Consider the following 25,699-nt stretch of genomic DNA (forward strand, 5'->3'; position numbering starts at 1 on the left):
TCGCGACTGTGTCGCGCCCCGGGGATGACGAGCTGCGATTGACGAAACAGCTCAGCGCTATTTCAAGTGCGCGAGATAGTGCGAGACGGCGGTGATCTCCTCATCGCTCATGTGATAGGCGACGTCGGCCATCGCGGCGACGCCGCCGCCGACACGCTGGCCGGCCTTGTAATCGTGCAGCGCCTTGACGAGATATTCCTCACGTTGCCCCGCGAGCCGCGCCACCGCCTTTGTGCCGGCATAGCTGTCGGTATGGCATGAGGCGCAGCGGCGGCCGGCGGCCACCTGCGCCCCCTTCTTCGACAGGTCGGGATCCCCGTCTTCGGGTCCCTTCGGCGGCGCCAGCGAGGCGAAGTAAGCGCCGAAATTGCGGATGTCCTCGTTGGTGATCCCTTCCACGATCGGCTGCATCTGATCGTTCTTGCGCGCGCCGGCGCGGAAGAACACGAGCTGCCATTGCAGGAATTGATCGGGCTGGCCGGCAAGCGAGGGAATGTTCTCGGTCTGCGAAATGCCGTTCTCGCCGTGGCAGCCGGAGCAGGCGGCAGCCTTCTCCTTGATCGCGGCATTGTCGGCGGCCTCTGCTGGGATGAAGGCGCCGAGCGTCAGGAGCGCAACCGCGCTGATTGCGTGCGGGATAATCTGCCGGCGCATGATGGGGATTCCGATCTCTCGACGTCGTCATTCCGGGGCGCGCCGCTTGGCGCGAGCCCGGAATCCATAACCACGCGTCGGGGTTATGGGTTCCGGACTTGCGCGCAAGTGGCGCGCAATCCGGAACGACAGTTTGGGGCGTTGAAACAAACGAAGCTGCGGTCCTCACCGGTCGCAGCTTCTCCGTCCGGTCGCGCTACTTCTTGCTGTAGCTGATGCGATAGATCGCGCCGGCCCAGTCGTCGGCCACGAGGATCGATCCGTCCTTGGCAATGACGATGTCGTTGGGACGGCCGAGATAGCCCTGGTCGCCCTCGAGCCATCCGGAAGCGAAGACCTCCCGCTTCGGGTTCTTGCCGTCGGGTCCGACGATCACGCGCACGATGCGCGCGCCCTGATACTTGTGGCGATTCCAGGAGCCGTGCTCGGCGATCAAAATGTTGTTCTTGTAGTCGGCGGGGAATTGATCGCCGCTGTAGAACTTCATGCCGAGCGGCGCGACATGGGCACCGAGGTTCAGCACGGGCGGCGTGAACTCGGAGCATTTGTGGCCCATCGCGAACTTGTCGTCGGGCAGATTGCCCTGATGGCAATAGGGATAGCCGAAATGCTCGCCGATCCGGTTGATCATGTTCAGCTTGTCCGAGGGCAGATCATCGCTGATCCAGTCGCGGGCATTCTCGGTGAACCAGTATTTGCCGGTGCGCGGATCGACGTCGCCGCCGACCGAGTTGCGGACGCCGAGCGCCCAGATTTCGGCATTGCCGGTCTTGGGATCGACGCGCCGGATCTGCGACACGCTGGTCGGCGGAATGCCGATGTTGAAGGGCGGTCCGAACGGCAGGAAAAACCAGCCTTCCTTGTCGACCGCGATGTATTTCCAGCCATGCGCGGCATAGGACGGCATGTCGTCATAGACGACCTTGCCCTGGCCGAGATTGTCGAGATTGGCTTCGGCGTTGTCGTAGCGGATCAGCTTGTCGACGGCGATGACATAGAGCGCGCCGTCCTTGAAGGCGAGACCGGTGGGCATGTTCAGGCCCTTGAGGACGGTCTTGACCTCTTTCTTTCCGTTGTTGTCCTTGATGGCATAGACGTTGCCGAGACCGAACGAGCCGACGAACAACGTGCCCTTGTCACCCCAGGCCATCTGCCGCGCGGCCAGCACGCCGGAGGCGTAGACCTCGATCTTGAAGCCCGGCGGCAGCTTGATCTTCTTGACGATGTTGGCGAGCTCGGCGTCGGAGGCGCCGGTCGGCGGGCCCGACGGCGGCGCGAGGCCCTTCTGCGCCTCGGTCTCGTCACCGAGGAACCAGTCATCCGGCGGATGGGTCCAGAACTCCTTGGTGCTGGAATCGTATTTCTTCAGCGGCTTGTTCTTGTCCTGCTGCTGCGCGTTGCCGGCGCCGGTCCCCGCGAGAAGGGCCACGGCTGCAAGCGCCAACACGGATCGATGGAACATCGATGTCATCGCATCACTCCCCTAAGGCAGCCATCAGGGCTGCGCGTTATTTTCGAGAGGCGAAGTCTTGAGCCCGTCGGGACGACAGACGCAAAAAGGGTAGCACATCTGCCCATCGTGAGAAGCGCGCCGGATGCAGCGCGGCTGAGCGCAGCAAAAATTGAGACGGAATGTCAATGAACGGATGAACGCTGCGACGACCGCGCCTCGCGCTGCAACGCGGAATCAACAGCGCGCGCGCAACGTCGTCAGGCGGTCCGCCGGGGTGGGCATACAAAAGTGCGAAAACAACCCCATGCACAGTAGAACTGCGCAAGTTGATCCGCGCGCGGTGACGCCGTACAATCATTTGAAGCGTCGAGTAAAATAATCGCGGCGCTCACGGGGCGACGGGGTAGGGTCCGTCGTCGAACAGCGTGTCGTGGTAGCCTTTCGATCCGACCTCACGCGCCAGCGTGCTGCGGACGTCGCGGCCATCGCGCAGGCTGCGCAGCACATGCGCGAAGTCGAATTCGGGTCGCCAGCCGAGCTCCCGCCGCGCGCGCGCGTTGACATAGACCCGGTCAATCGCGGGGAAGAGCCGCCAGCCGCGCGCTGCATAGAGCTGCGCGCACTCCGGATAGAGCTCGCGCACGACAATGGCGGCATCGCGCGCCAGCGCTCCGAGATGGCGTTGCTCGAACGGGCTCGTCGCCGAGACGATGTAGCGGGCGAAGCCGATGCTTGGCGCGCGATCGACGGCGAGCAGATGCGCGCTCACTGCGTCCGCGATATCCAGCCGGCGGTAGAGCAGCTCGTTGGCCTGCGCGTTGTCCAGCGTGTAGGCCGATCGCATCGCCGGATCGTCGTCGTCCTCCGGAAAGAAGCGCGAGGTCCGCAGAACCACGATCGGTAGCGCGCGCTCGCGAAAGAACAGCTCGCAGAGGTTCTCGGCCATCAGCTTGGTCGTGCCGTAGATGTTCTTCGGCACCGATGGCAGCTCCTCGGTGACCCACACCGCCGCCTGTCCCGCCTCGGGCCGCAGCTGCGAGCCGAATGCGCTGGTGGTGCTGGTGAAGACAAAGCTCTTCACGCCGGCCGCGACTGCCGCCTCGAGCAGGTTCAGCGTTCCTGACACGTTGGTGTCGACAAAATCCTGCTTGGAATGGGTCGCCACATGCGGCTTGTGCAGCGTCGCGGTGTGGACCACGGCGGTGACGCCGTCCATCTGGCGCCGCACGAAGGCGGGATCGACGATGGAGCCAACGGCATCGGTGAAGGGGGAGGGCTTGAGATCGACGCCGCGGGCGGGCGACCCGCGCCCACGGAGCGTCCGCAGGACCGCCTCCCCGAGATGGCCAGCGCTACCGGTGACCAGGATTGTCATTGCAAGTCTCGCCCGCCGTTGCGCTTGGCTTTTTGCTCTTCGTATTGCGCCTGGAGCATTGGATTGCTCGTCTCGCCTGCGACTGTGTCTGCGTTGCCGCCGTCCAGGCCCGGCGCGGCCTTGATCCCGTCGGCGATGTTGCTCTCCGAGCCCTTGCGGATGAATGGCTTAAGGTAAGCATCAAGTTTGCCCTTGCCCGGCTCTTCGAGCTCCTGCGTCAGGGCTGCGAGATACTGAACTTTGTCCGTGGCGGCCCAATCGATGCTGATGCCTGCACGCCGCACAAGTTCCGCATGGATCAGCATGATAGTGCGGCCATTGCCGTCCAGGAATGGATGGCCATGGGCGAGATAGCCCATCACTTCGCCGGGCTTTTCCGCCATGAACGCCTCGTCTTGTCCCTTCTCCAACGCGTAGTCGATAGCTTTGCGGATGTCATTGGGATGGGCGAAGATCACAGAGCCCTTCTTTACGAAGATGTGGGACGCGTTCGTATGACGGTCCTCTCCAGCCCAGGGGAACACTCCTTCAAAGAGCGTTTTGTGTGTTTGGAGGACATCGGCGTAGCTTAGGGAAGGCTGCGCCTTGAGATGATCCAAGGCTGCATCGATGCCGGTCAGAAAGGAATTGTGCAGGAGGCGCTGAACGATTCCGGGATCTTTGGCCTTCGCGACGTTGCGCAAATAACCGCGCGTCGCAAAATCTCCAAACGGATCAAACGTCACAGACGGCTTTCGCGAAGATAGCGCGCTTGAAGACGCACCGCTTGGACACGATCCAAAATCCCGGCGCGCTGGAGTGCGACGATGGTATTCTCGATAGGATCGAAATTCACGTCATCTCCGGAGAGCCGCGTCACGTGATGGGCAAAGACATCGTTCGATGTCGCGATCACTGCCACGTTGTTAGCGGCCGCCAACCGCTGGATTACACCAGCGGTATACTGGGCCTTGGTGGCGGAGCGCTGAGCAGACATGGAAACTCCTCTCCCCAAATATAGTGAACCAAGGCCGGAGAATCCATTGAGTTGCTGCCTTCCCGGCGTCTTCACTTGCCCGTAAACTACCGAAAGACCTTCAAAATTGCTCCGGCCTCGGTTTGAGGCCGCTCTCGCAAGCGCGGACAGCAAATCGCCGTACGAGGCGGCTCATGCCCAACAACAGCTCGCGCTTGCCCTTTGGAGTCTTTGAGGCTCATACAATGCTCTCCGAGGTTGGAGAGCGCTTCCTAGGCCAGCCTAGGAAAAACTGGAGCGGGCGAAGGGGCTCGAACCCTCGACCCCGACCTTGGCAAGGTCGTGCTCTACCACTGAGCTACACCCGCATCCTGTGTCGGTCGCGTGACGCGCCGGCAACGGCTGTCGTATGCCAAAAGCGGGAGGGGAATGCAACAGCTACGGGCGGCATCATTTCGCATTTGAGGCGCCATATGGAGCCCGAAGCTGGGGCAAATCGACCGGAAACGCCCCGGAACCGGCGAATCGCGGGACCTGGATTGAAATTCGGCCCATTCGGCCCAATTTAGGAGCCGACCACAAGCATATGACGCGGCGGCGTGCTAAAGAGCCGCCATTCCAGACATGACGAGGGAATCCCGTGACGATCATCGACCAGGGTAACGGAGCGGCGGGCCCGGCTGCGGCCGACCTGATCAAGGACACCACCACCCAGACCTTCGTGAAGGACGTCATCGAGGAATCGAAGCGCCAGCCCGTGCTGATCGATTTCTGGGCGGAATGGTGCGGCCCCTGCAAGCAGCTCACCCCCGTCCTGGAGAAGGCGGTGAAGGCGGCCAAGGGCAAGGTCAAGCTGGTCAAGATGAACATCGACCATCATCCGGCGATCCCGGGCCAGATGGGCATCCAGTCGATCCCGGCCGTGATCGCCTTCGTCAACGGCCAGCCGGCCGACGGCTTCATGGGCGCGGTGCCGGAGAGCCAGGTCAAAGCCTTCATCGAGCGGCTGACCAAGGGCGTCACCGCGCCGGGCGAGGTCAACGTCGCCGAGATCGTGCAGGAGGCCGACGCGGTGCTCGCCGAGGGCGACGCGGCGGCGGCGGCGCAGATCTATGCCGAGGCGCTGCAGCATGATTCCACCAACATCGCGGCGCTGGCGGGCCTTGCGAAGTGCTACGCCGTTTCCGGCGCGATGGAGCAGGCCAAGCAGACGCTGGCCATGGTGCCGGAATCCAAGCGCAACGACCCGGCCGTGAAGGCGGTGCAGACCGCGATCGATCTCGCCGAGCAGGCGAAATCGCTCGGACCGGTTGCCGAGCTGGAACAGAAAGTCGCCGCAAACCCGCTCGATCATCAGGCCCGATTCGACCTCGCCACCGCGCTCAACGCCCAAGGCAACCGCGCGGCGGCGACCGAGCAGCTGCTCGAGATCATCAAGCGCGACCGCAAATGGAACGACGACGGCGCCCGCAAGCAGCTGGTGCAGTTCTTCGAGGCCTGGGGCGGCACGGATGATGCAACCGTCGAAGGCCGCAAACGTTTGTCGACGATCCTGTTTTCGTAACGGCCTTTTTTGAGCATGATCTGTTCGGAAAACCGCTCCACACTTTGCGCTAACGCGGTCCTTCGGATCCGGATCATGCGCTAGCAACGCCAGGGGACCGGGCAGATGCCGATCAACATCGAATATCGCGGGCCCGCCGACCTCCCGGAGATCATTCCGGTCTTCCCGCTGCCGGGCGCGCTGCTGCTGCCGCGCGGCCAGATGCCGCTCAACATCTTCGAGCCGCGCTACCTTTCGATGGTCGACGATTCCTTCCGCGACGGCCATCGCCTGATCGGCATGATCCAGCCCGACATCGCGCATTCGCGGAAGGATTCCGACAAGCCGGCGCTGTTCCGCGTCGGCTGCGTCGGCCGCATCACCCAGCTCGCCGAGTCCGGCGACGGCCGCTACATCCTCGAGCTCACCGGCGTTTCGCGCTTCAAGGTGGTCGAGGAGCTCGAGGTGCTCACCCCCTATCGGCAGTGCAAGGTGGACTTCTTCGCCTACGTCGACGATTTCACCGCGCGCCGCGGCGAGGAGGAGGTCGACCGCGAGGCGCTGCTGGCGGTGCTGGCGGACTTCCTGAAGGCCAACAACCTCAAGGTCGACTGGGAGGGCGTCGAGAGCGCGCCCAATGAAGCCCTCGTCAATGCGCTCGCGATGATGTCGCCCTACGGCCCCGCGGAAAAGCAGGCCATGCTGGAGGCGCCCGACCTGAAGACCCGCGCCGAGATCCTGATCGCCGTCACCGAGATGGACCTCGCCAAGAAGCGCACTAGCGGCGACCCGCCGCTGCAGTGATCGTCAAGCGACCCAAAGCGCGATGCGATTAGGATAAATCCTCATCGCGCGTTGGGTTTTTTGGTTTGAGCATGATCTTTTCGGAAACCGCTACACACTTTGCGCTGACGCGGCCCTTCGGGTCCGGATCATGCTCTATGCGGCAAACTCGCCGGCCTCGGCCTTTCGATCCGCAAGCCGTGCGACCGTCGAGGCCCGTATCGGCGGGCTGAGGTGGAAACCCTGGGCCTCGACGCAGCCCTCCTGGCGCAGGATGTCCAGCTGCTCGGCGGTTTCGACGCCTTCGGCGGTGGACGTCTTACCGAGACTCGTGGCGAACTGGACCACGGCCCGCGCGATCCGACGGGGCTCCTCCATCGGACTGGACAGCTCGCTGACGAAGCTGCGATCGATCTTGATCTTGTCGAAGGGAAACTTCTGCAGAAAGCTGAGCGACGAATAGCCGGTGCCGAAATCGTCGAGGGCAATCCGCACCCCGAGCTCGCGCAGCTGGCTGAGTGCTGCGAATACGGTCCCGCTGTCATGCATGATGACGGTTTCGGTGACCTCGAGCTCGAGCCGGTCTGAAGCAATCCCCGACGCCGCCAGTGCGCTCACGATCGTCGACACGAGCTCCTTGCTCCTGAATTGCGCTGGAGACAGGTTGATCGCGATCTTCAGGTCGGAACGCCATTTTGCCGCTTCGGCACAGGCGGTTCTCAACACCCATTGCCCCAGCGGCAGGATCAAGCCAGTTTCCTCCGCGACGGGAATGAATTCGCCGGGCGAGACCAGACCCCGCTCGGGGTGATGCCAACGCAGCAACGCCTCGAAGCCACAGGTCTCGCCGCTCTTCAAATTGACGAACGGCTGGTAGTGGAGCTCGAATTCGCTCCTCGCAAGCGCCTTCCGCAGATCCCGCTCCAGGTTGCGGCGCGCATGCAGGAGCCGGTCCAGCTCCGGCTCGAAGAAGCGGAATGCACCACGTCCGCCGCTCTTGGCCGAGTAGAGGGCAAGATCTGCGCTCCTGAGGATCGTGTCGGAATCGGCGCCGTCTCGGGGCGCAAGGGCGATCCCGATGCTGGTGCCGACAATGACCTGATGATCGCCGAGATCGAACGGCTCGCTGAGCGCGCCATGGATCGCCTCGGCGAGAGAGGCCGCGTCCGCAGCCGGATTGGTCACGTAGTCGACGATTGCGAATTCGTCGCCGCCCAGTCGGGCGACGAACGTCGTCTCCCTGATGCAATCCAGCAAGCGCGCCGCGACTGAGCGCAGCAGCAGGTCGCCCGCCGGATGTCCGAGCGTGTCGTTGACCTCCTTGAAGCGGTCGAGGTCGAGCAGGAGAACCGCCAGATGGAGATTTCCGCCACGCGTATCGGCGAGTGCAGGCTCCAGACGCGCCTTGAGCAGCACGCGGTTCGGCAACTCGGTGAGCGCATCGTGTTCCGCCATGTAGGTGATCTTCGCTTCGGACCGGCGTTGCTCGGTGACATCCAGATGCGTAGCCACCCAGCCGCCGCCGGCCATCGGCTGCCGCGTCACGCAGATCAGCCGCCCATCGGCGAACGCATCGATGCGGCTCGAGACGGCATGGATCGGCAGTGCTTCGAGCCTGGCGATCTGCCGTTCGGCGGCGAAATCGCTGGCCTCGCCTTCGAGTATGCCGCTGGTAACGCGATGACGGATGATGTCGCGGTGCGGAGTTCCCGCACGCAGCAATTCCGGCGGCAGCCGGTACAAACGGGCGTAACGCTCGTTGCAGATGACGAGCCGCTTCCCGGCGTCGAACATGCAAAGGCCCTCGACCATATGGTTGATGGCCGTGTCCAGCCTCAGCTTCTGTTCCTTGAGCTCGTTCTGCGACCCTTCGAGCTGCTGCCGGGCGATGGAGAGCTGGCTGATGATCTCCTCGAACCTAGCGGTTCTGGTCGCCAGACGACGATCGGCCAGCACTCCGATCAGGCTCATGCCCAGCACGGACAATGCGACGCCGGCGATGGCGAGCGCGAGGAAGGCCGGAGACAGCGAAAGCGTATCGGTCGCGAGCGCCGGATCCGGTGTGATCTGCACGGCGCCCATGGCCGTGAAGTGATGCGACACGATGGCGAGCGTCAGCAGGGTGGCGGCTGCCAGCGTGCCGCTATAACCCTGACGGGTGAGCGCTGCCGCCAGCGCAGCGTAGCCAAAACACATGCCCAGAACGATGGAGAGGAGCACGAGGTCCACGGACCAGGAGACTCGGCCCGGCACTTCGAGCGCCCACATTCCGAGATAGTGCATGCTGGCAATGCCGCCACCGATGATGACGCCGCCAGCCGCCGCGCGCCAGCGGCCGGACGTGACGACCGCGACGCCGAAGCCGACCGAGGTCAGCAGCATTGCCGCCGCGAGAGAGGACGCCGTCAACACGATGCCGTAGCCCGTCGTGACCCCGGGCTCGTAGGCGAGCATCGCGACGAAATGCGTAGCCCAAATGCCGTATCCGATGGCCGCACCGGCAATGGCGATCCAGATCCACCGGGTTCTCCCGCGCGTTGCGATCGCGCGGTGGAAGATGCTGACCGCGACGATGCTGGCAACGAAGCAGACCAGAGCAGCGAGCACGACGAGCCGCCAATCGTGTTCGGCCGTAAGGCAGGAGAAAACGCGGAACATTCAGTTTCGCCCCATCGTCGATATTGTTGATGTTTGTCGATGCTGGACCGGCTAATCGCCCTTCGCGTTAATTTTGTGCCGCGCCTGATCGCATGCTTAGCGGCTTGCCAACACCGTCCGTAAAATTTGATCTGTGGGGCTAACACGTTCCGCGCGCCGGTCGCGCCGGAAGCCCGCTGCGCGCGTTTGCGGATGACCGGAGATGGACGCGGATGCGCTTGCGTCCGGTGATCATCACGCTGCAGGAGTCCTATCAGCGCCACACCAGCAACGTGGAGCACGACCAGGACGATGACGGCATCCGAAGAATGCCTGGTCGATCGATAACGGATCTGGTCCGCTTTAGATGAGTTCTAGTACCCGGCAACCGACATCACGACGACCGCACTGAGCGCCATCCAGCCGAAATGCCGGCCCCGCGTCGCCCATGCGTTGGCGAGGGCGGAGCAGCCGAACACGCAGGCCATGGTCGCGACGATCCAGTGACGAGCCGGCTCCGATTGCATCCACGGCGCCGCGATCAGCAGCACGCCACCGCCGATCCAGGCCACGGTCGAGGCCTGCCACACCAGCCGGATCAAGGTGCGGAGGCGCTCCGGCTCGATGCGCGCGCGGGCGAAGACCTTGGCTTCGCCGAGGTAGCCGTGAACGAGCGCAACGGCGATGGTCACGACGCCCGCACACTGGAGCAGCAGATCCCGCATCGACGCCTCCATACACTCATGTATGTTTCGATAGCGTCTGGCCAAGCGCTTGTCAATACACTAGTGTATGGTGCGCTTCCGGGAAACGACATGAACCAACAGCTCTCCGCTGACGATTGGACTGGCCAGGGCCTCAAGGCCCTGGCCAAGAGCGGCTTCACGGCCTTGAAGGCCGAGCCGCTCGCCAAGGCCATGGGCGTGTCGCGCGGCAGCTTCTATTGGCATTTCGCCGATCTCGCCGCGTTTCACGCCGCGGTGCTGAGGCGCTGGCGCGAGATCGCGGCCGAGCGGATCATCGCCGACGTCGAAGCCGCCGGCGACGAGCCGGTCAAGATGCTGCTGCGGAGATCCTTCGGCGCGCGGCTCGACCTCGAACGCGCGGTGCGCAATTGGGCGGCGTTCGATGCGAGCGCGCAAGGGGCGGTGCGTGCCATCGATCGCCGCAGGCTCGATTATATCGAGGAGCTGCTGCAAAAGCGGGGACTCGCCCCGGCAACGGCGCAGGCCCGCGCGCAGATCCTGTACTGGACATTTCTCGGTTTCGCCCTGTCAGGCCCGTCAATCCCGGCCGCGCGGCTGCGGACCATGCTCGACGAGCTCCTGGCGATGGTCTCCGCCTAAAGCGCGATGGCGGGCGCGAATTTCTATGCTAAAGGCAAGCAAGTGCCGGAGACTTCCATGAACGCGCCCACCGAACGTCCCGAAGCCAGCGTCGATCCAAAATTGCTGGAGATCCTGGTCTGCCCGCTGACAAAGGGCCCGCTGGAATTCGATGCTGAGCGGCAGGAGCTGATCTCGCGCAGCGCCAAGCTCGCTTATCCCATTCGCGACGGCATCCCGATCATGCTGCCGGAAGAGGCGCGCAAGATCGATTGATAACAGCGAGTGGGGAGTGGCGAATGGCGAATGGGTCCACTCGCCACTCGATACTCACCATTCGCCCTTACAACGCCTCGCCCTTCAACAGCCGCGGCACCTCGCCGGTGAGGCCTGCGGCCTGGCGGATGAAGAGGTTCTTCAGCGGCGGGGCGCGGTCGACGAGGCCGAGGCCGATGTCGCGCACCGTGCGCAACAGCGTCGACTGGTTGGAGAACAGGAAGTTCAGCGAGTTGGTGGCGACGCCCATCGCCATGGTGTCGAACCGGCGCCAGCGCTGGTAGCGTTCGAGCACGTCCGCCCCGCCGATATCCAGGCCGAGCCGCGCGGCATCGACCACCACTTCCGCCAGCGCAGCGACGTCCTTCAGGCCCATGTTGAGGCCCTGGCCCGCGATGGGGTGGATGACATGGGCAGCGTCGCCGACCAGCGCGAGGCGCTCGGCGATGAAGGACCGCGCGACGAAATAAGACAGCGGAAACGCCCGCGGCTTGTCGAGCACCTTGACCTCGCCGAGATGCAGGCCGAAGCGCTGCTCGAGCTCGGCGTGGAATTCCTCGTCGCTGAGGGCGATGATGCGCGCGGCCTCAGTGCGGCGCTCGGTCCACACCAGCGAGGAGCGTTTGCCGGTGAGCGGCAGGATCGCGAACGGGCCGGCCGGCAGGAAGTGTTCCTCGGCGCGGCCCTCGTGATCGCGCTCGTGGCCGACGGTGACGACGATGCCGGACTGATCGTACTCCCAGCCATGAGTGACGATGCCGGCGCGCTCGCGCAGCTTCGACCGCGCGCCATCGGCGGCGACCAAGAGGCCCGCCGCGATCACGCTGCCGTCGCCGAGCGTCACCTCGATGCCGTCGGTGCGCGCATCGTAGGAGGCGACCGGGGTGGCGCGAAGATCGATGCCCTCGGCCTCGGCGCGCACCACCAGCGCGTCGATCAGGCGGCGGTTCTCGATCATATGCGCGAAGGGCTCGCCCGGCGCGACGTCGCCGGCGAAGTTCAGGAACACCGGGCGGGTGGCGTCCTCGAGCTTGGAATCGGTGACGACCATGTCGAGGATCGGCTGGGCCTCGCCCCGGACGTCGTCCCAGGCGCCGATCGTCTCGAACAGGCGGCGGCAGGCGGCGACGATCGCGGTGGCGCGGGGGTCGCGGCTCGGCCGCGTGCCGAGCGCGGGATCGGCGACGATGATTGGGATCTCGGGCCCGAGCCCCTGGCGTAGCGCCAAGGCCAGCGCAAGGCCGGCAAACGCGCCGCCACCGATGACAATGCTACCCTGTACCGACATACCAAAGCTTCCCGGACAATTCTCGGTCTTGCTAGCAGACTTGAGCTGGGCGAAACAGTGCGGTGAAACGAGGACCGCTAGCCCTTCGTTCCGTCATTCCGGGGCGCGCAACGCGCGTACCCGGAATCCGGAGGTTTATCAGCTCGAGATTTTCGGGTTCGCACCGCGTGCGCCCCGGAATGAGGCATCACTGGAAAGCACCATCATGTCCAAAGGACTGATCGACCTCATCGGGATCCTCGACCTCGAGCAGCTCGAGGTGAACCTGTTCCGCGGCAACAGCCCGAAGACGAGCTGGCAGCGGGTGTTCGGCGGCCAGGTGATCGGGCAGGCGATGGTCGCGGCCTGCCGCACCGTGGAGGGCCGGCTGCCGCATTCGCTGCATTGCTATTTCATCCTGCCGGGCGATCCGCAGATCCCGATCATCTATCAGGTCGAGCGCCTGCGCGACGGCAAGAGCTACTCGACCCGCCGCGTCACCGCGATCCAGCACGGCAACGCGATCTTCTCGATCATGGTGTCGTTCCACGCCGAGGAGGAGACTGCGTTCGACCACCAGGACAAGATGCCGGACGTGCCGCCGCCGGAAAAGCTCACGGCGGAGGAGGTGGCGAAGCAGCCGATGTTCAAGGAGATGCCGGACTTCATCCGCCGCTACTACGAATCCGATCGGCCGATCGAGCTGCGCCCGGTCGAGCTCGGCCGTTATTTCGGCCAGAAGATCGACGACGGCCGCATCCACGTCTGGATCAAGACCGCCGCCAAGCTGCCCGACGATCCGGCGCTGCACATGTGCGCGCTCGCTTACGCCTCGGACTTCTCGCTGCTCGACGCGATCATGGCGCGCTATGGCCGCACGCTGTTCGACAAACGCATGATGCCGGCGAGTCTCGACCACGCGATGTGGTTCCATCGCCCGTTCCGCGCCGACGAATGGCTGCTCTACGCGCAGGATTCGCCGAGCGCGCAATCGGGCCGGGGGCTGACCCGCGGCTCGATCTTCAAGCCGGACGGCACGCTGGTCGCCTCCGTCGCGCAGGAAGGCTCGGTGCGCGAACGGAAGGCCTGATCGCTTCAAGCAGCGCCTGAAGCGTTCGGATCATGCCCCGAGCGAGCCGCGCGGCGCGAGCTCGGTCTGCGAGGCGAACCAGTTCATGATCCAGCGGTACACCCACGGGATCGGGATGATGAAGCACATCAGGATGGCGGCCACGATGCCGCGCCAGAGGATATCGAGGCCGCTGCCCTTGAAGACGATCTCGCGCCGGGTGCCCTCGACGTTGCGGCAGAACCAGCGCATCTGGGCCGCGGCCACCCAGGCCCAGCCGATGATGGTGATGATGGAAATCGCAAACAACAGATTCCAGCCGATATAGGCCCAGACCGAACCGGTGAAGCTGAGGCCCAGCGGCTGCTCGTTGGAGGCGAGGTTCGCGACCATCCATTTGATCAGGAGCCAGTAGAGCACGATCTGCACGATGAACAGCAGATTGCTCAATATCTCGCTGCCGACGAAGCCGAGCGCGATGGCGAGAACGATGAAGCCGAAATACCACGGCACCAATGTCATCGCATTGCCGGTGAAGCTGAGGTTCGGCCGCCCAGGGACCTTCACGCAGGAGACGATCCATCTGGTGTACCAGACGAAGGCCCAGGGCGCCGGGATGACGAAGATCATTCCGATCAGCAGGACGATGCTGCGCCAGGTGAATTCGAGGATGCTGAAATCGACCGAGAGCGATCCACCGCTTGCATAGCCGGCAGCGCCGCCATAGCCACCTCCGCCCGTCGGGACCATCGGCGGCGCACCGCCGCCGATCAGGCCGGGAATTTCGGCGGCCTTCTGCCAGCCGGCCATGCCCTCGGTCCAGACCAAGGTGTCCGGACGCACGACGCCCTGGGCAACGAGGTCGCGGAATTGCCCTTCCGGAAAGGGCCCCTGCTGCTTACCCTCGGATGCGTAGAACCAACTCGCCATGGAACGTCCCCCTCGAACTTAGGTATGTACCGGCCGGGACGCTTCGGTTCACGCCTGGGTTCACCGCATCCATGCCAAAAATGCATTGTGAATGATGAACAGCTGCCCTGTACAGAGGCGGCCGTTCACATGATCGCCCTTGGCCAAACGTTTTTCCGCTTCAATCTGCAACTTTTTTGTGCCATTTGCCCGGAAAGATGCCAGATTGACGCAGCGCCGGGGACATACGGCGCGGCGCATCCCGGGGAATAGGCCTGACCATGAAACTCGTCGTCGCGATCATCAAACCCTTCAAGCTCGATGAGGTCCGCCAGGCCCTAACGGCGATCGGCGTGCACGGCATGACCGTGACCGAGGTGAAAGGCTATGGCCGGCAGAAGGGCCACACCGAGATCTATCGCGGCGCCGAATATGTCGTGAACTTCCTGCCGAAGCTGCGCATCGAGATCGCGGTCGCTTCCGACGTCGCCGACAAGGCGGTCGCCGTGATCACCGCGACGGCGCGCACCGGCCAGATCGGCGACGGCAAGATCTTCGTCACGCCGATCGACCACGCGCTGCGCATCCGCACCGGCGAGACCGACAGCGACGCGCTTTAACACAAATTATTCTTCGATCGCACCGGGCAACGACGCCACAGCGTGCGACGCCAATTGATGCCGGGGGGAACGATATGGCGGGATTGTCGCGCCGCGCAGCTGCAATGGCTGCGCCAATCGGATTTGTGTCCGCCATGGCTTCGCCGGCGCGCGCGGCGGCAAACGAGATCAGCACCGCCGACACCGCCTGGATGATCGTCGCGACAGCGCTGGTGCTGATGATGACGATCCCGGGGCTTGCGCTGTTCTACTCCGGCATGGTGCGCAAGAAGAACGTGCTCGCCACCATGGCGCAGAGCCTGGCCGCGGTAACGCTGATCTCCATTCTCTGGGTGGCGTTCGGCTACTCGCTGTGCTTCGTCGGCGACGGCCCCTGGATCGGCACGCTCGATCGCTGGTTTCTCGCCGGCATGACCATGGACAGCGTCAACCCGGCGGCGAAGACGATTCCGGAATCGCTGTTCATGCTGTACCAGATGACGTTTGCCATCATCACGGTGGCGCTGGTCGCCGGCTCGGTCGCCGACCGCATGCGGTTCTCCGCCTATCTCCTGTTCTCGGTCGCCTGGTTCATCTTCGTCTACATTCCGCTGGCGCATTGGGTGTGGGGCGGCGGCTTCCTCGCCAGCATGGGCGTGCTCGATTTCGCCGGCGGTCTCGTCGTGCATCTGTCGGCCGGCACCGGCGGCCTCGTTGCAGCCAAGGTGATGGGACGCCGTCACGGCTACGGCACCGAGAATCTCTCGCCGTTCGATCTGTCGCTCGCAGTGATGGGCACCGGCCTGTTGTGGGTCGGCTGGTTCGGCTTCAACGGCGGCTCGGCACTCGTTGCGAACTCACGCGCGGTGATGGCGATCATCGCGACCCATCTGGCCGCCTGCGCGGGCGCGCTGACCTGGGGCGCGATCGAATGGGCGACGCGGCGCAAGCCCTCGGTGCTCGGCATGATCTCCGGCGCGGTCGCAGGTCTCGGCACCATCACGCCGGCCTCGGGCTTCGTCGCGCCATGGCACGGCATCGTCATCGGCATCATTGCCGGTGCACTCTGCTACTGGGCCTGTACCTGGCTGAAGCACCGCTTCGACTACGACGATTCGCTCGACGTCTTCGGCGTCCACGGCATCGGCGGCCTGACCGGCACCCTGCTCGGCGGCGTGTTCGCCACCAGCGCCATCGGCGGCACCGCCGGCCTGCTGGAGGGCAATCCGCAGCAGCTCCTGATCCAGTTCTATGGGGTCGCCGTGACCTTCGTCTGGTCGGCGGGCGTCAGCTTCATCCTGCTCAAGCTGGTCGGCCTGTTCGTGCCCTTGCGCGTATCCCGTGAGCACGAGCTCGAGGGTCTGGATATTTCGCAGCACGGTGAAGCCCTGCAATAGGTCCCGACGCTACGTAAATACCGCCTCGCTGCCCGACACGTGAGCAACATTGTGTCGGGAGCCTGTCTTGCCCTTATTTTCAGCAGGCGTGACCACGTTTTGAGCGCGACGTAATAGCGCACTGCATCGCAGCACCCGCCAAAGGCGAAAACCCCCGTCTTCATAGTCCGTTAGGCAATCCGCCTGATCTGGCACGGCATTTGATTCTAGGGGTCCGGCTGTGCCCGCGTAGTGAAACTTCTCCCTCGTGGCGAACCAGTCGAGAACGCCCGGCCACGTCCGGACCGGGCCCAAGCGGGGATAGGACCCATGAAAATTGTTATGGCGATCATCAAGCCATTCAAGCTTGAAGAAGTCCGTGACGCCCTGACCGCCATCGGCGTTCACGGTCTCACGGTGACGGAAGTCAAGGGGTATGGCCGCCAGAAGGGCCATACGGAAATCTATCGCGGCGCCGAATATGCCGTGAGCTTCCTGCCCAAGATCAAGATCGAGGTCGCTGTCGCCTCCGACCAGGTCGACAAGACCATCGATGCCATCACGTCCGCGGCGAAAACCGGACAGATCGGCGACGGCAAGATCTTCGTCATCAACCTCGACCACGCGGTGCGTATCCGCACCGGCGAGGCCGATGCCGCGGCCCTCTGATTTCGCGCTCAACCTTATCCAAGCAGGAGTAAACAATATGACGTTCAAGCGTCCCTATGGCGCGGGACTGGCGGCTCTCGCAGTCGGCCTGTTCGCTGCGACCGCAGCCTACGCCGAGCCAACGGTCAACAAGGGAGACAACGCCTGGATGATGACATCGACAGTGCTGGTGCTGTTGATGACGATCCCCGGCCTCGCGCTGTTCTACGGCGGTCTGGTTCGTTCCAAGAACATGCTCTCGGTCCTGATGCAGGTGTTCTACACCGTCTGCGTCGTCTGCGTGATCTGGGCCGTATACGGCTACAGCCTCACCTTCACCGGCGGCTCCGACTTCATTGGCGGCTTCTCCAAGGCCTTCATGATGGGCGTCACCACTGATACGAAGGCGGCGACCTTCTCGGTCGACGCCAACATCTCGGAGCTGATCTACGTCTGCTTCCAGATGACCTTCGCGGCGATCACGCCCGCCCTCATCGTCGGCGCCTTCGCCGAGCGCATGAAGTTCGCGGCGATCGCGCTGTTCGTTCCGCTCTGGGTGACGCTGGTCTATTTCCCGATCGCGCACATGGTCTGGTACTGGCAGGGTCCGGACCTGATCCAGGATGCGGCCAAGGCGCTGGCAGCCGCCACTGACGCGGCGGCGAAGACCGCGGCGCAGGCCAAGCTCGACGAGCTCAACGCCGACGCCGGCTGGATCTTCAAGATGGGCGCGATCGACTTCGCGGGCGGCACCGTGGTGCACATCAACGCCGGTATCGCGGGCCTGGTCGGCGCTCTCCTGATCGGCAAGCGCGTCGGTTACGGCAAGGAGCTGATGGCCCCGCACTCGCTGACCATGTCGATGATCGGCGCCTCGCTGCTCTGGGTCGGCTGGTTCGGCTTCAATGCCGGCTCCAATCTCGAGGCCAGCGGCGGCGCTGCGCTCGCCATGACCAACTCCTTCGTCGCCACCGCAGCCGCCGCGCTGTCGTGGATGTTCGCGGAGTGGATCATCAAGGGTCATCCCTCCGTGCTCGGCGTGATCTCAGGCGCCGTCGCGGGCCTCGTGGCCGTCACGCCCGCCGCCGGCTTCTCCGGCGTCATGGGAGCGATCGTCCTCGGCCTCGTGGTCGGCGTGGTCTGCCTGTTCTTCTGCACCGTGGTGAAGAACGCGCTCGGCTACGACGACTCGCTCGACGTGTTCGGCGTGCACTGCATCGGCGGCATCGTCGGCGCCATCGGCACCGGCATTCTGGTCAACCCCGCGCTCGGCGGCGCCGGCATCATCGACTATTCGGCGATCCCGCCGAAGGTCGCCGATTACGACTTCGCCACGCAGATGCTCGCCCAGATCAAGGCCGTCTGCACCACGCTGGTGTGGTCGGGCGTCGGCTCGGCGATCCTCTTCAAGGTTGTCGATGTGATCGTCGGCCTCCGCGCCAATGTCGAGAGCGAGCGTGAAGGCCTCGACATCACCGAGCACACCGAGCGCGCCTACAACATGTGACCCTCTCCTCCCGGGCGCGGTCTCTTCGGGGACCGCGTCCACAACTACGGTTCGGGCACATACCCGGCAATGCCCTGACCGTTGAGGGGCTCCAGCGCAAGCTGGAGCCCCTTTCTTTTGATCGCTCCGCCTGCAGGCGCCTCCGGGGGAGGGGGGACCGTCCATGCACGCCGCTGTCTCCGGCCCCATTATTCCCGCTCTGGACGCGGGCGGCGGCCGATGGTTAATCGCGTCTTAACCTCGCCCTATCTATGGTGAACTGAACCGCTTCCCGCCGGCGCCTTTGGTAGCGACCGGCCGTTCCAAGAGTACTGGCGCCCAACGAATGGCTCTGACCGCTTCATCCCGTGCGCCGCAGGGCGGTAATGGCTCCGATTCCGAACGCTCGCCCTTCGTCCGGCTGAACGAGCTGCTGGCCCCGCATCAGCCGGGCAAGCCCTTGATTTCGCTTGCGGTCGGTGAGCCCCAGCATCCCGTACCCGACTTTGTCGGCCCGGTGCTGGCCAAGCACATCGCCGATTTCGGCCGTTATCCCGCGAACAAGGGTACCGATCCGTTCCGCAACGCCGCCGGGGCCTGGCTGTCGACGCGCTTCAAGCTGCCGCGGCCGCTCGACCCCGAGAGCGAGATTCTCGTCCTCAATGGCAGCCGCGAGGGGCTGTTCCTCGCCGCGATCGCGGCCGCGCGCTATGTCGGCCCGCGTCCGGGCAAGCCCGCGATCCTGATGCCAAACCCGTTCTATCCGGTCTACGGCGCGGGCGCGCTTGCGGCCGCTTGCGAGCCGGTCCATCTGCCGACCACGGTCGAGAACGGCTTCCTGCCCGACCTCGACGCCATCGACGAAGCGACCCTGGCGCGCACGGTGGCGTTCTACTTGGCTTCGCCCGCCAATCCGCAGGGCTCGGTCGCGAGGCCCGGCTATTTCAAACGCTTGAAGCAGCTCGCCGACCGCTACGGCTTCGTGATCCTCAGCGACGAATGTTATTCCGAGATCTACACCCGCGAGGCACCCGGCAGCGCGCTGGAATGCGCCGGCCCCGACTTCACGCGCGTGGTTGCGTTCCAGTCACTGTCGAAGCGCTCCAACCTGCCGGGCCTGCGCGTCGGCTTTGCCGCCGGCGACAAGAGGTTCATCGGCATGTTCCTCGAGCTGCGCAACATCGCCGCGCCCCAGGTGCCGGTGCCGCTGCAGCATGTCGCGACGGTCGCCTATGGCGACGAGGCGCATGTCGAGGAGAATCGGCGGCTGTACCGGATCAAGTTCGACCTCGCCGACCAGATCATCGGCAATCGTTACGGCTATCGCCGCCCCGATGCCGGCTTCTGCGTCTGGCTCAACACCTCCGAGATCGGCGACGACGTGTCGGTGACGCTCAAGCTGTTCAAGGAAGCCGGCGTGCGCGTGGTGCCCGGCAGCTTCCTGGCGCGACAGCAGCCTGACGGATTCAATCCCGGCGCAGGCTATATCCGCCTCGCACTGGTGCAGGACGGCGAGACCACGGCGCAGGCGCTGCACCGGCTGGTCGAGACTCTGGGTTAGGCGGGGCCCGTGAGCATGTCGGCAATCGAACGCGTCATTCCTCTGGTCGGCCATCTGCCGCCCTCGATCCGCGAGGGGCTGGCGCGGCGCATGCGCGAGCTCGCCGGCCTCGGCCTGATCGCGCTGGCGGGCATCGCCGCGGCGGCGCTGATGACGTGGTCGGTGCAGGATCCCAGTCTCAGCCACGCGACCTCGCGGCCGATCCGCAACATCCTCGGCTATGCCGGCGCGATCGGCGCCGATCTCGCCATGCAGATCCTGGGGCTCGGCGCGATCATGCTGGTCCTGACCGCTGCGGTCTGGGGCTGGCGTATGATGACGCATCGGCCGTTCGACCGCGAGGCGCTGCGGCTCGGCTCCTGGATTCTCTGCACGGTGATCGCGGCAGGCTTCGTCAGTTGCTTTCAGCATGGCGGGGCCTGGCCGCTGCCGACCGGCCTCGGCGGTGTGGTCGGCGATGCGCTGGTGCGCGCGCCCGCGGTGATCTTCGGGCCGGCCGGTACGATCTATCGCATCGTGCTGGGCACGATCCTGTTCGCCGCGATGACAGCGACCTTCCTGATCGCCTGCGGCCTCGGCGCGCGCGAGCAAGACGACGAGATCGCTGAGGTCGCCGATGACGACAAGCCGCTCGACGAAGACGAGGAGAGCGATCGGGGTTCGGTCTCGCTGGGCTGGCTGTTCCATGCATTGATGAGCGCCAAGGCGCGGCTGATCTGGCTGTGTGGTGCCGCCTACCGCTCGCTGGTCTCGAGCGGACCGAAGACCAAGGCCGCCCAGTTCAGCCGGCAGGAGCCGAATCTCGGCGGCGGCCGCTCGGCGCCGTCGATCTCGCCGCAGTCTCAAGACGAGGACTACGAGGACGAGCACGAAGACGAATTGGAGGACGAGGAGGAGGAAGAGGAGGAGCCCGCCGCGCGCGCCCCGAAGAAAAAAGCCGCGCCGAAGCCCGCTTCCAAGAAATCCTCCGACAAGTTCGACCTCCCGTCCGTCTCCATGCTGGCCGCACCAAAGGCCGGCGATCGCCAGCCGCTCAGCAAGGCCGAGCTGGAGAACAATTCCCGTTCGCTCGAAGGCGTGCTGCAGGATTTCGGCGTGCGCGGCGAGATCGTGAAGGCTAATCCCGGTCCGGTCGTTACGCTGTACGAGCTGGAGCCGGCGCCCGGCATCAAGTCCTCGCGCGTGATCGGCCTTGCCGACGACATCGCCCGCTCGATGAGCGCGCTGTCGGCACGCGTCGCCGTCGTGCCCGGCCGCAACGCGATCGGCATCGAGCTGCCGAACGCGCATCGCGAGAAAGTCTATTTGCGCGAATTGCTGGTGGCGAAGGAGGCGACCGACACGGTGGCGAAGCTGCCGCTCTGCCTCGGCAAGACCATCGGCGGCGACCCCGTCATTATCGACCTCGCGCGCACCCCGCACATGCTGATCGCCGGTACCACCGGCTCGGGCAAGTCGGTCGCGATCAACACCATGATCCTCAGCCTGGTCTACCGGCTGCGGCCGGACCAGTGCCGCCTGATCATGGTCGATCCGAAGATGCTCGAGCTCTCCGTCTATGACGGCATTCCCCATCTGCTCACGCCTGTTGTGACCGACCCGAAGAAGGCGGTGGTCGCGCTGAAATGGGCCGTGCGCGAGATGGAAGAGCGCTACAAGAACATGGCCAAGCTCGGTGTGCGCAACATCGACGGTTACAACACGCGCCTGCTCGAATTGAAGGCCAAGGGCGAGGAGCCGACGCGCACGGTGCATACCGGCTTCGACAAGGAGACCGGCAAGGCGATCTACGAGGAAGAGAAGCTCTCGCTCGATCCGCTGCCCTACATCGTCATCATCGTCGACGAAATGGCCGACCTGATGATGGTCGCCGGCAAGGACATCGAAGGCGCGGTGCAGCGTCTGGCGCAGATGGCGCGCGCCGCCGGCCTGCACGTGATCCTGGCGACGCAGCGTCCGTCGGTCGACGTCATCACCGGCACCATCAAGGCGAACTTCCCGACCCGCATCGCCTTCCAGGTCACCTCCAAGATCGACAGCCGCACCATCCTCGGCGAGATGGGTGCCGAGCAGCTGCTCGGCCAGGGCGACATGCTCTACATGGCGGGCGGCGGCCGCATCAGCCGCGTGCACGGACCGTTCGCCTCCGACGAGGAAGTCGAGAAGGTGGTGCGTCACCTCAAGACCCAGGGACAGCCGGAATATCTCGAAGCCGTCACCGCCGAAGAGCCGACCGAGGACGAGGACGGTGCCGTGTTCGACGCCACCGGCATGGGCGGCGATGGCGGCGGCGATCTCTTCCAGCAGGCGGTCGCGATCGTCAAACGCGATCGCAAGGCCTCGACCAGCTACATCCAGCGCCGCCTGCAAATCGGCTACAACCGCGCCGCATCGCTGATGGAGCGCATGGAACTGGAGGGCATCGTCGGTCCCGCCAACCATGCCGGCAAGCGCGAGATTCTGGTCGAGGAAGAAGACAGCCATATGTGAGGCGAGGAGCCTCTGAGCAACATTTCACGCAAATTCGATATCTGCTTTTGCCCGAAATCACGGTAAAAGGGCGCCCAGCCACACAGGACGACGCGTTGATCAGACATCCGGACATTCGATTCGCTGCCACGATCGCCGCGCGAAGCGCGCGCATGGCCGGCGTGCTTCTCGTCACCGCCGCGATGGTGACCGCTGCGTCTTTCGCGCAGACCGTGCCGGTGCCGAAGCCCGCGCCGAAGGGGCGTGACGGCGGCTCGACCGCCGGTGGGCCGGCCGTCACCGGCGCGACGCAGGCGCCGCCCAATCCGGTGATCCCGGATCCGCGGCGCAACGTTCCGAGCAGCATCTTCCAGACCTTCGACGCCAACCAGAAAGCGCAGGCGGCCAAGGTCAGCGCCTATCTGTCGTCGCTGCAGACGTTGGTCGGGAATTTCGTCCAGGTCGGTCCCGACGGCAGCAAGACGCAGGGCGACTTCTACATCCAGAAACCCGGCAAGGTACGCTTCGAATATGATGCGCCGAGCCCGATCGACATCGTCGCCGACGGATCCTCGCTCGTGGTGCGCGACCGCAAGCTCGCGACCCAGGACGTCTACCCGCTGTCGCAGACGCCGCTGCGCTTTCTATTGTCCGACCGCATCGACCTGATGAGGGACACCAATGTCGTTGGCGTCTCGGCCGACGACGTCTTCGTCAGCGTCACCATCGAGGAGAAGCAGGCCCTGGTCGGCACCAGCCGCTTGCTGCTGATGTTCGGCGCCAAGGACGGCCAGCTCAAGCAGTGGACCGTCACCGATCCGCAGGGCTACGACACGACGATTGCGGTGTACAATCTGGACTCGAGCAAGAAGCTCGACCCCAACATGTTCAAGATCGATTTCACCAATTACAACACGCCGTCGCGGGGTTGAGCGCTCCGCTGCCGTAGGGTGGGCAAAGGCGCTCTTGCGCCGTGCCCACCACCTCTCCTCACGGCCATCACGGTGGGCACGCTTCGCTTTGCCCACCCTACGAGAGCTCGCTGTGGACAAGCATTTTCCCCACGCCAATCCATGCTAAGACGCATTTCCTATGCGTCTTTCCCTGACAACCTGGAACATCAATTCGGTGCGGCTACGCATCGACCTGGTCGCGAAATTTCTCAAGAGCGCGCGGCCAGAAGTGCTGTGCCTGCAGGAGACCAAGTGCATCGACGATGCTTTTCCGCTGAAGCGCTTCAAGCGGCTCGGCTACGAGCACGTCGCGCTGAACGGTCAGAAGGGCTATCACGGCGTCGCCATCATCTCGAAGATCCCGTTCGAATCGAAGGACATCCGCACCTTCTGCGACAAGGTGGATTCGCGCCACATCTCGGTGTCGTTCGGTGAAAAGGCGGGCATCGCAAAACCACTGGTGCTGCATAATTTCTACGTGCCCGCGGGCGGCGACATTCCCGATCCCGCGCTGAACGAGAAATTCGACCACAAGCTCCGCTTCCTCGACGAGATGAAAGCGTGCGAGCCGCTGCATCCGCGCGGTGAGGACCGCCACATCCTGGTCGGCGATCTTAACGTCGCCCCGCACGAGAACGACGTGTGGTCGCACAAGCAGCTGCTGAAAGTGGTCTCGCACACGCCTGTCGAAACGGAGAAGCTGAAGGCGGCGCTCGCGGCCGGCGAATGGGTCGACGTCGCGCGCGAGCGCATCCCGATGTCGGAGAAGGTCTATACGTGGTGGAGCTACCGCTCCGCCGACTGGACCATCGGCGATCGCGGCCGCAGGCTCGACCACATCTGGGTCTCGCGCGCGCTGAAGGATGCAGTCAGCGATTTCAGGATTCTGCGCGATGCGCGCAGCTGGGAGCGGCCATCGGACCACGTGCCTGTGACGGTGACGCTGGAGGTGTGAGCCGCCCTCGTCATTCCGGGGCGCGCCACTTGGCGCGAGCCCGGAATCCATTCATCAACTGACTCTGCCGCTCAATGGATTCTCAGGTGCGCAATTGCGCACCATAGTTCGCGACTTCGTCGCGCCCCGGAATGACGAGTGGAGAGAGCTACGACGTCAGCTTCGCACCCGCCATCAAAATATCGCTGGCGATCTGGCTGGAGCGCACCGCGAACTCGTCGCGCAGGCGCACCGCCGCAGCGGGATCGCTTTCGAGCACGCGCTGGAACAGGCTGCGGGCGACGCGGATGACGGAGGAATGCTCCAGCGCGACCGCGCTCGACGGCCGCTTCATCGGCACCACCAGCGCGAGCTCGCCGATCAGCGCGCCAGGGCCGGCGATCATTTCGGCGCCGGCGCCGTCTTCAACCCGGAAGGCGCCGCGCTGGACCACGAAGCCGGCGTCGGCGTCGTCGCCGAGATTGAACAGCACGTCGCCGCGGACGAAGTCACGCTGCTCCGAGCCGATCGCCAGCATGCGCAACGAGGCGTCTCCCAACAGGCGCAGTGTCGGGACACGCTCGAGAAGCGCTACATCATCGTCGATTGACATTCAGGTCCGAGGCTCGAAGGCGTGCGATCTAAAACGATTCGCACGCGATCGAAGCGTATCACGGCACCAGCTTGTAGCCACCGGCTTCCGTCACCAGGATCTCCGGGTTGGCGGCGTCCTTCTCGATCTTCTGGCGGAGGCGGTAGATGTGGGTTTCCAGCGTGTGCGTGGTGACGCCGGAATTATAGCCCCAAACCTCCTGGAGCAGGGTCTCGCGCGACACCGGCATCTGGCCGGCCCGGTAGAGGAAGCGGAGAATTGCGGTTTCCTTCTCGGTGAGGCGGACCTTGCGGGCATTGGCAGCGGTGAGCATCTTCGAGCCGGGGCGGAAGGAGTAGGGCCCGACCGAGAACACCGCGTCCTCGCTGGCTTCATGCTGACGGAGCTGGGCGCGGATGCGCGCCAGCAGCACGGCGAAACGGAAGGGCTTTGCCACATAGTCGTTGGCGCCGGATTCCAGGCCCAGGATCGTGTCGGAATCGGTGTCGTGCCCGGTCAGCATGATGATCGGGGCCTTGAAGCCGCCCTTCCGCAGCGAGCGGACAACCTCGCGGCCGTCGGTGTCGGGCAGGCCGACATCCATCAGAACCAGATCGGGGGAATTGGCCTTCGCGGCGCTGGCGCCCTTGGCGCCGGTATCGACCGCAGAGGCTTCGAATTCTTCGTGTAGCGATAATTGCTCCACCAACGTGTCGCGCAGATCGGTATCGTCATCCACGATCAGGATCTTGCGGGCATTGGCCATGGGGGGTCATCCTTTTGGGGTCCGGCTCGGCGGCACATCCATGCCGCACCCAGCCGCGAGGGGAAGTTT

Annotated in this window: 24 protein-coding genes and 1 tRNA gene; 13 read left to right on the forward strand and 12 right to left on the reverse strand. The window is 64.5% G+C overall.

What is annotated here, in order from left to right; genetic code table 11:
* Positions 1-57: 57 nt before the first annotated feature.
* From I6F20_RS22985 to I6F20_RS23010, 6 genes are all read right to left on the reverse strand, one after another.
* Positions 58-654 carry a c-type cytochrome gene (locus I6F20_RS22985; protein ID WP_225127943.1) on the reverse strand — a complete coding sequence of 199 codons (597 nt, stop codon included), beginning with the start codon at positions 652-654 and terminating at the stop codon, positions 58-60.
* Positions 655-850: 196 nt separating this feature from the next.
* Entirely contained in the window at positions 851-2,125 is a 1,275-nt protein-coding gene (locus tag I6F20_RS22990; RefSeq protein WP_225127945.1) for a PQQ-dependent sugar dehydrogenase, read from the reverse strand.
* Between the two features lie 370 nt (positions 2,126-2,495).
* Entirely contained in the window at positions 2,496-3,482 is a 987-nt protein-coding gene (locus I6F20_RS22995; RefSeq protein WP_225127947.1) for an NAD-dependent epimerase/dehydratase family protein, read from the reverse strand.
* Positions 3,479-4,207: a Fic/DOC family protein gene (locus I6F20_RS23000; protein ID WP_225127948.1), complete on the reverse strand. Its 729-nt coding sequence runs from the start codon at positions 4,205-4,207 to the stop codon at positions 3,479-3,481. Before I6F20_RS23000 ends, I6F20_RS22995 begins: the two co-directional genes overlap by 4 nt.
* Positions 4,204-4,458 carry a hypothetical protein gene (locus tag I6F20_RS23005; RefSeq protein ID WP_036003012.1) on the reverse strand — a complete coding sequence of 85 codons (255 nt, stop codon included), beginning with the start codon at positions 4,456-4,458 and terminating at the stop codon, positions 4,204-4,206. The genes I6F20_RS23000 and I6F20_RS23005 overlap by 4 nt, the downstream gene beginning before the upstream one ends.
* A gap of 272 nt (positions 4,459-4,730) precedes the next feature.
* Positions 4,731-4,805 (reverse strand) — tRNA-Gly (locus tag I6F20_RS23010).
* Between the two features lie 272 nt (positions 4,806-5,077).
* Here I6F20_RS23010 and trxA point away from each other — a divergent pair.
* Both trxA and I6F20_RS23020 read left to right on the forward strand, forming a co-directional pair.
* Positions 5,078-6,001, forward strand: coding sequence for a thioredoxin (gene trxA, locus I6F20_RS23015; RefSeq protein WP_225127950.1), 924 nt, complete (start codon positions 5,078-5,080; stop codon positions 5,999-6,001).
* Positions 6,002-6,106: 105 nt separating this feature from the next.
* On the forward strand, positions 6,107-6,784 hold the full coding sequence (locus I6F20_RS23020) for an LON peptidase substrate-binding domain-containing protein (protein ID WP_036003016.1): 678 nt from the start codon (positions 6,107-6,109) through the stop codon (positions 6,782-6,784).
* A gap of 135 nt (positions 6,785-6,919) precedes the next feature.
* Here I6F20_RS23020 and I6F20_RS23025 read toward each other — a convergent pair whose 3' ends face one another.
* Together I6F20_RS23025 and I6F20_RS23030 are read right to left on the reverse strand one after the other, a co-directional pair.
* Positions 6,920-9,421 (reverse strand): EAL domain-containing protein, encoded by a 2,502-nt coding sequence (locus tag I6F20_RS23025; RefSeq protein ID WP_225127951.1) that lies wholly within the window; start codon positions 9,419-9,421, stop codon positions 6,920-6,922.
* Between the two features lie 353 nt (positions 9,422-9,774).
* Positions 9,775-10,125: a hypothetical protein gene (locus tag I6F20_RS23030; RefSeq protein WP_036003036.1), complete on the reverse strand. Its 351-nt coding sequence runs from the start codon at positions 10,123-10,125 to the stop codon at positions 9,775-9,777.
* 90 nt (positions 10,126-10,215) lie between these two features.
* Between I6F20_RS23030 and I6F20_RS23035 the strand changes: the two genes are divergently transcribed.
* The gene (locus I6F20_RS23035; protein WP_225127953.1) at positions 10,216-10,746 is read left to right on the forward strand and encodes a TetR/AcrR family transcriptional regulator; all 531 of its coding nucleotides are present in this window, start codon (positions 10,216-10,218) and stop codon (positions 10,744-10,746) included.
* Positions 10,747-10,803: 57 nt separating this feature from the next.
* On the forward strand, positions 10,804-11,001 hold the full coding sequence (locus I6F20_RS23040) for a Trm112 family protein (RefSeq protein ID WP_036003042.1): 198 nt from the start codon (positions 10,804-10,806) through the stop codon (positions 10,999-11,001).
* 67 nt (positions 11,002-11,068) lie between these two features.
* Here the strand turns inward: I6F20_RS23040 and I6F20_RS23045 are convergent, their stop codons facing one another.
* The gene (locus I6F20_RS23045) at positions 11,069-12,289 is read right to left on the reverse strand and encodes a ubiquinone biosynthesis hydroxylase (protein WP_225127955.1); all 1,221 of its coding nucleotides are present in this window, start codon (positions 12,287-12,289) and stop codon (positions 11,069-11,071) included.
* A 205-nt stretch (positions 12,290-12,494) separates the two neighbouring features.
* Between I6F20_RS23045 and tesB the strand changes: the two genes are divergently transcribed.
* Positions 12,495-13,358, forward strand: coding sequence for an acyl-CoA thioesterase II (gene tesB / locus I6F20_RS23050; RefSeq protein ID WP_036003028.1), 864 nt, complete (start codon positions 12,495-12,497; stop codon positions 13,356-13,358).
* 30 nt (positions 13,359-13,388) lie between these two features.
* Here tesB and I6F20_RS23055 read toward each other — a convergent pair whose 3' ends face one another.
* Positions 13,389-14,267: a DUF4339 domain-containing protein gene (locus I6F20_RS23055; RefSeq protein WP_225127957.1), complete on the reverse strand. Its 879-nt coding sequence runs from the start codon at positions 14,265-14,267 to the stop codon at positions 13,389-13,391.
* A 260-nt stretch (positions 14,268-14,527) separates the two neighbouring features.
* Here I6F20_RS23055 and I6F20_RS23060 point away from each other — a divergent pair, with 260 nt between their 5' ends.
* The 8 genes from I6F20_RS23060 to I6F20_RS23095 all read left to right on the forward strand — a co-directional run bounded on the left by I6F20_RS23060 (position 14,528) and on the right by I6F20_RS23095 (position 24,293).
* A complete protein-coding gene (locus I6F20_RS23060) occupies positions 14,528-14,866 on the forward strand; it encodes a P-II family nitrogen regulator (protein ID WP_008142802.1) in 339 nt (112 codons plus the stop codon).
* A gap of 74 nt (positions 14,867-14,940) precedes the next feature.
* Positions 14,941-16,242 (forward strand): ammonium transporter, encoded by a 1,302-nt coding sequence (locus I6F20_RS23065; protein ID WP_225127958.1) that lies wholly within the window; start codon positions 14,941-14,943, stop codon positions 16,240-16,242.
* Positions 16,243-16,551: 309 nt separating this feature from the next.
* Positions 16,552-16,890 carry a P-II family nitrogen regulator gene (locus tag I6F20_RS23070; RefSeq protein WP_008142813.1) on the forward strand — a complete coding sequence of 113 codons (339 nt, stop codon included), beginning with the start codon at positions 16,552-16,554 and terminating at the stop codon, positions 16,888-16,890.
* Between the two features lie 37 nt (positions 16,891-16,927).
* A complete protein-coding gene (locus I6F20_RS23075; RefSeq protein ID WP_225127959.1) occupies positions 16,928-18,376 on the forward strand; it encodes an ammonium transporter in 1,449 nt (482 codons plus the stop codon).
* Positions 18,377-18,701: 325 nt separating this feature from the next.
* A complete protein-coding gene (locus tag I6F20_RS23080; RefSeq protein WP_109141975.1) occupies positions 18,702-19,916 on the forward strand; it encodes an aminotransferase class I/II-fold pyridoxal phosphate-dependent enzyme in 1,215 nt (404 codons plus the stop codon).
* A 9-nt stretch (positions 19,917-19,925) separates the two neighbouring features.
* Positions 19,926-22,406 carry a DNA translocase FtsK gene (locus I6F20_RS23085; protein ID WP_225127960.1) on the forward strand — a complete coding sequence of 827 codons (2,481 nt, stop codon included), beginning with the start codon at positions 19,926-19,928 and terminating at the stop codon, positions 22,404-22,406.
* Positions 22,407-22,558: 152 nt separating this feature from the next.
* Positions 22,559-23,317 (forward strand): outer membrane lipoprotein carrier protein LolA, encoded by a 759-nt coding sequence (locus I6F20_RS23090; RefSeq protein ID WP_225127961.1) that lies wholly within the window; start codon positions 22,559-22,561, stop codon positions 23,315-23,317.
* A gap of 160 nt (positions 23,318-23,477) precedes the next feature.
* Complete coding sequence (locus tag I6F20_RS23095) at positions 23,478-24,293, forward strand: exodeoxyribonuclease III (RefSeq protein ID WP_036003067.1); 816 nt, start codon at positions 23,478-23,480, stop codon at positions 24,291-24,293.
* A gap of 148 nt (positions 24,294-24,441) precedes the next feature.
* On the opposite strand, the gene I6F20_RS23100 is transcribed toward I6F20_RS23095, so the two are convergent.
* Positions 24,442-24,885: a Crp/Fnr family transcriptional regulator gene (locus I6F20_RS23100; protein WP_025033074.1), complete on the reverse strand. Its 444-nt coding sequence runs from the start codon at positions 24,883-24,885 to the stop codon at positions 24,442-24,444.
* Between the two features lie 58 nt (positions 24,886-24,943).
* Positions 24,944-25,630, reverse strand: coding sequence for a response regulator transcription factor (locus tag I6F20_RS23105; RefSeq protein WP_008142830.1), 687 nt, complete (start codon positions 25,628-25,630; stop codon positions 24,944-24,946).
* Positions 25,631-25,699: the final 69 nt, after the last annotated feature.

This window comes from Bradyrhizobium sp. IC3123 (genome assembly GCF_020193625.1).
Classification (GTDB): Bacteria; Pseudomonadota; Alphaproteobacteria; order Rhizobiales; family Xanthobacteraceae; genus Bradyrhizobium; species Bradyrhizobium yuanmingense.

What these genes read in the sequence shown, in the direction of transcription:
- I6F20_RS22985 (WP_225127943.1), bottom strand. Translation starts at nt 654, where the DNA reads ATGCGCCGGCAGATTATCCCGCACGCAATCAGCGCGGTTGCGCTCCTG.
- I6F20_RS22990 (WP_225127945.1), bottom strand. Translation starts at nt 2,125, where the DNA reads ATGACATCGATGTTCCATCGATCCGTGTTGGCGCTTGCAGCCGTGGCC.
- I6F20_RS22995 (WP_225127947.1), bottom strand. Translation starts at nt 3,482, where the DNA reads ATGACAATCCTGGTCACCGGTAGCGCTGGCCATCTCGGGGAGGCGGTC.
- I6F20_RS23005 (WP_036003012.1), bottom strand. Translation starts at nt 4,458, where the DNA reads ATGTCTGCTCAGCGCTCCGCCACCAAGGCCCAGTATACCGCTGGTGTA.
- I6F20_RS23020 (WP_036003016.1), top strand. Translation starts at nt 6,107, where the DNA reads ATGCCGATCAACATCGAATATCGCGGGCCCGCCGACCTCCCGGAGATC.
- I6F20_RS23025 (WP_225127951.1), bottom strand. Translation starts at nt 9,421, where the DNA reads ATGTTCCGCGTTTTCTCCTGCCTTACGGCCGAACACGATTGGCGGCTC.
- I6F20_RS23030 (WP_036003036.1), bottom strand. Translation starts at nt 10,125, where the DNA reads ATGCGGGATCTGCTGCTCCAGTGTGCGGGCGTCGTGACCATCGCCGTT.
- I6F20_RS23035 (WP_225127953.1), top strand. Translation starts at nt 10,216, where the DNA reads ATGAACCAACAGCTCTCCGCTGACGATTGGACTGGCCAGGGCCTCAAG.
- I6F20_RS23040 (WP_036003042.1), top strand. Translation starts at nt 10,804, where the DNA reads ATGAACGCGCCCACCGAACGTCCCGAAGCCAGCGTCGATCCAAAATTG.
- I6F20_RS23045 (WP_225127955.1), bottom strand. Translation starts at nt 12,289, where the DNA reads ATGTCGGTACAGGGTAGCATTGTCATCGGTGGCGGCGCGTTTGCCGGC.
- tesB (WP_036003028.1), top strand. Translation starts at nt 12,495, where the DNA reads ATGTCCAAAGGACTGATCGACCTCATCGGGATCCTCGACCTCGAGCAG.
- I6F20_RS23055 (WP_225127957.1), bottom strand. Translation starts at nt 14,267, where the DNA reads ATGGCGAGTTGGTTCTACGCATCCGAGGGTAAGCAGCAGGGGCCCTTT.
- I6F20_RS23060 (WP_008142802.1), top strand. Translation starts at nt 14,528, where the DNA reads ATGAAACTCGTCGTCGCGATCATCAAACCCTTCAAGCTCGATGAGGTC.
- I6F20_RS23065 (WP_225127958.1), top strand. Translation starts at nt 14,941, where the DNA reads ATGGCGGGATTGTCGCGCCGCGCAGCTGCAATGGCTGCGCCAATCGGA.
- I6F20_RS23070 (WP_008142813.1), top strand. Translation starts at nt 16,552, where the DNA reads ATGAAAATTGTTATGGCGATCATCAAGCCATTCAAGCTTGAAGAAGTC.
- I6F20_RS23075 (WP_225127959.1), top strand. Translation starts at nt 16,928, where the DNA reads ATGACGTTCAAGCGTCCCTATGGCGCGGGACTGGCGGCTCTCGCAGTC.
- I6F20_RS23080 (WP_109141975.1), top strand. Translation starts at nt 18,702, where the DNA reads ATGGCTCTGACCGCTTCATCCCGTGCGCCGCAGGGCGGTAATGGCTCC.
- I6F20_RS23090 (WP_225127961.1), top strand. Translation starts at nt 22,559, where the DNA reads ATGGCCGGCGTGCTTCTCGTCACCGCCGCGATGGTGACCGCTGCGTCT.
- I6F20_RS23095 (WP_036003067.1), top strand. Translation starts at nt 23,478, where the DNA reads ATGCGTCTTTCCCTGACAACCTGGAACATCAATTCGGTGCGGCTACGC.
- I6F20_RS23100 (WP_025033074.1), bottom strand. Translation starts at nt 24,885, where the DNA reads ATGTCAATCGACGATGATGTAGCGCTTCTCGAGCGTGTCCCGACACTG.
- I6F20_RS23105 (WP_008142830.1), bottom strand. Translation starts at nt 25,630, where the DNA reads ATGGCCAATGCCCGCAAGATCCTGATCGTGGATGACGATACCGATCTG.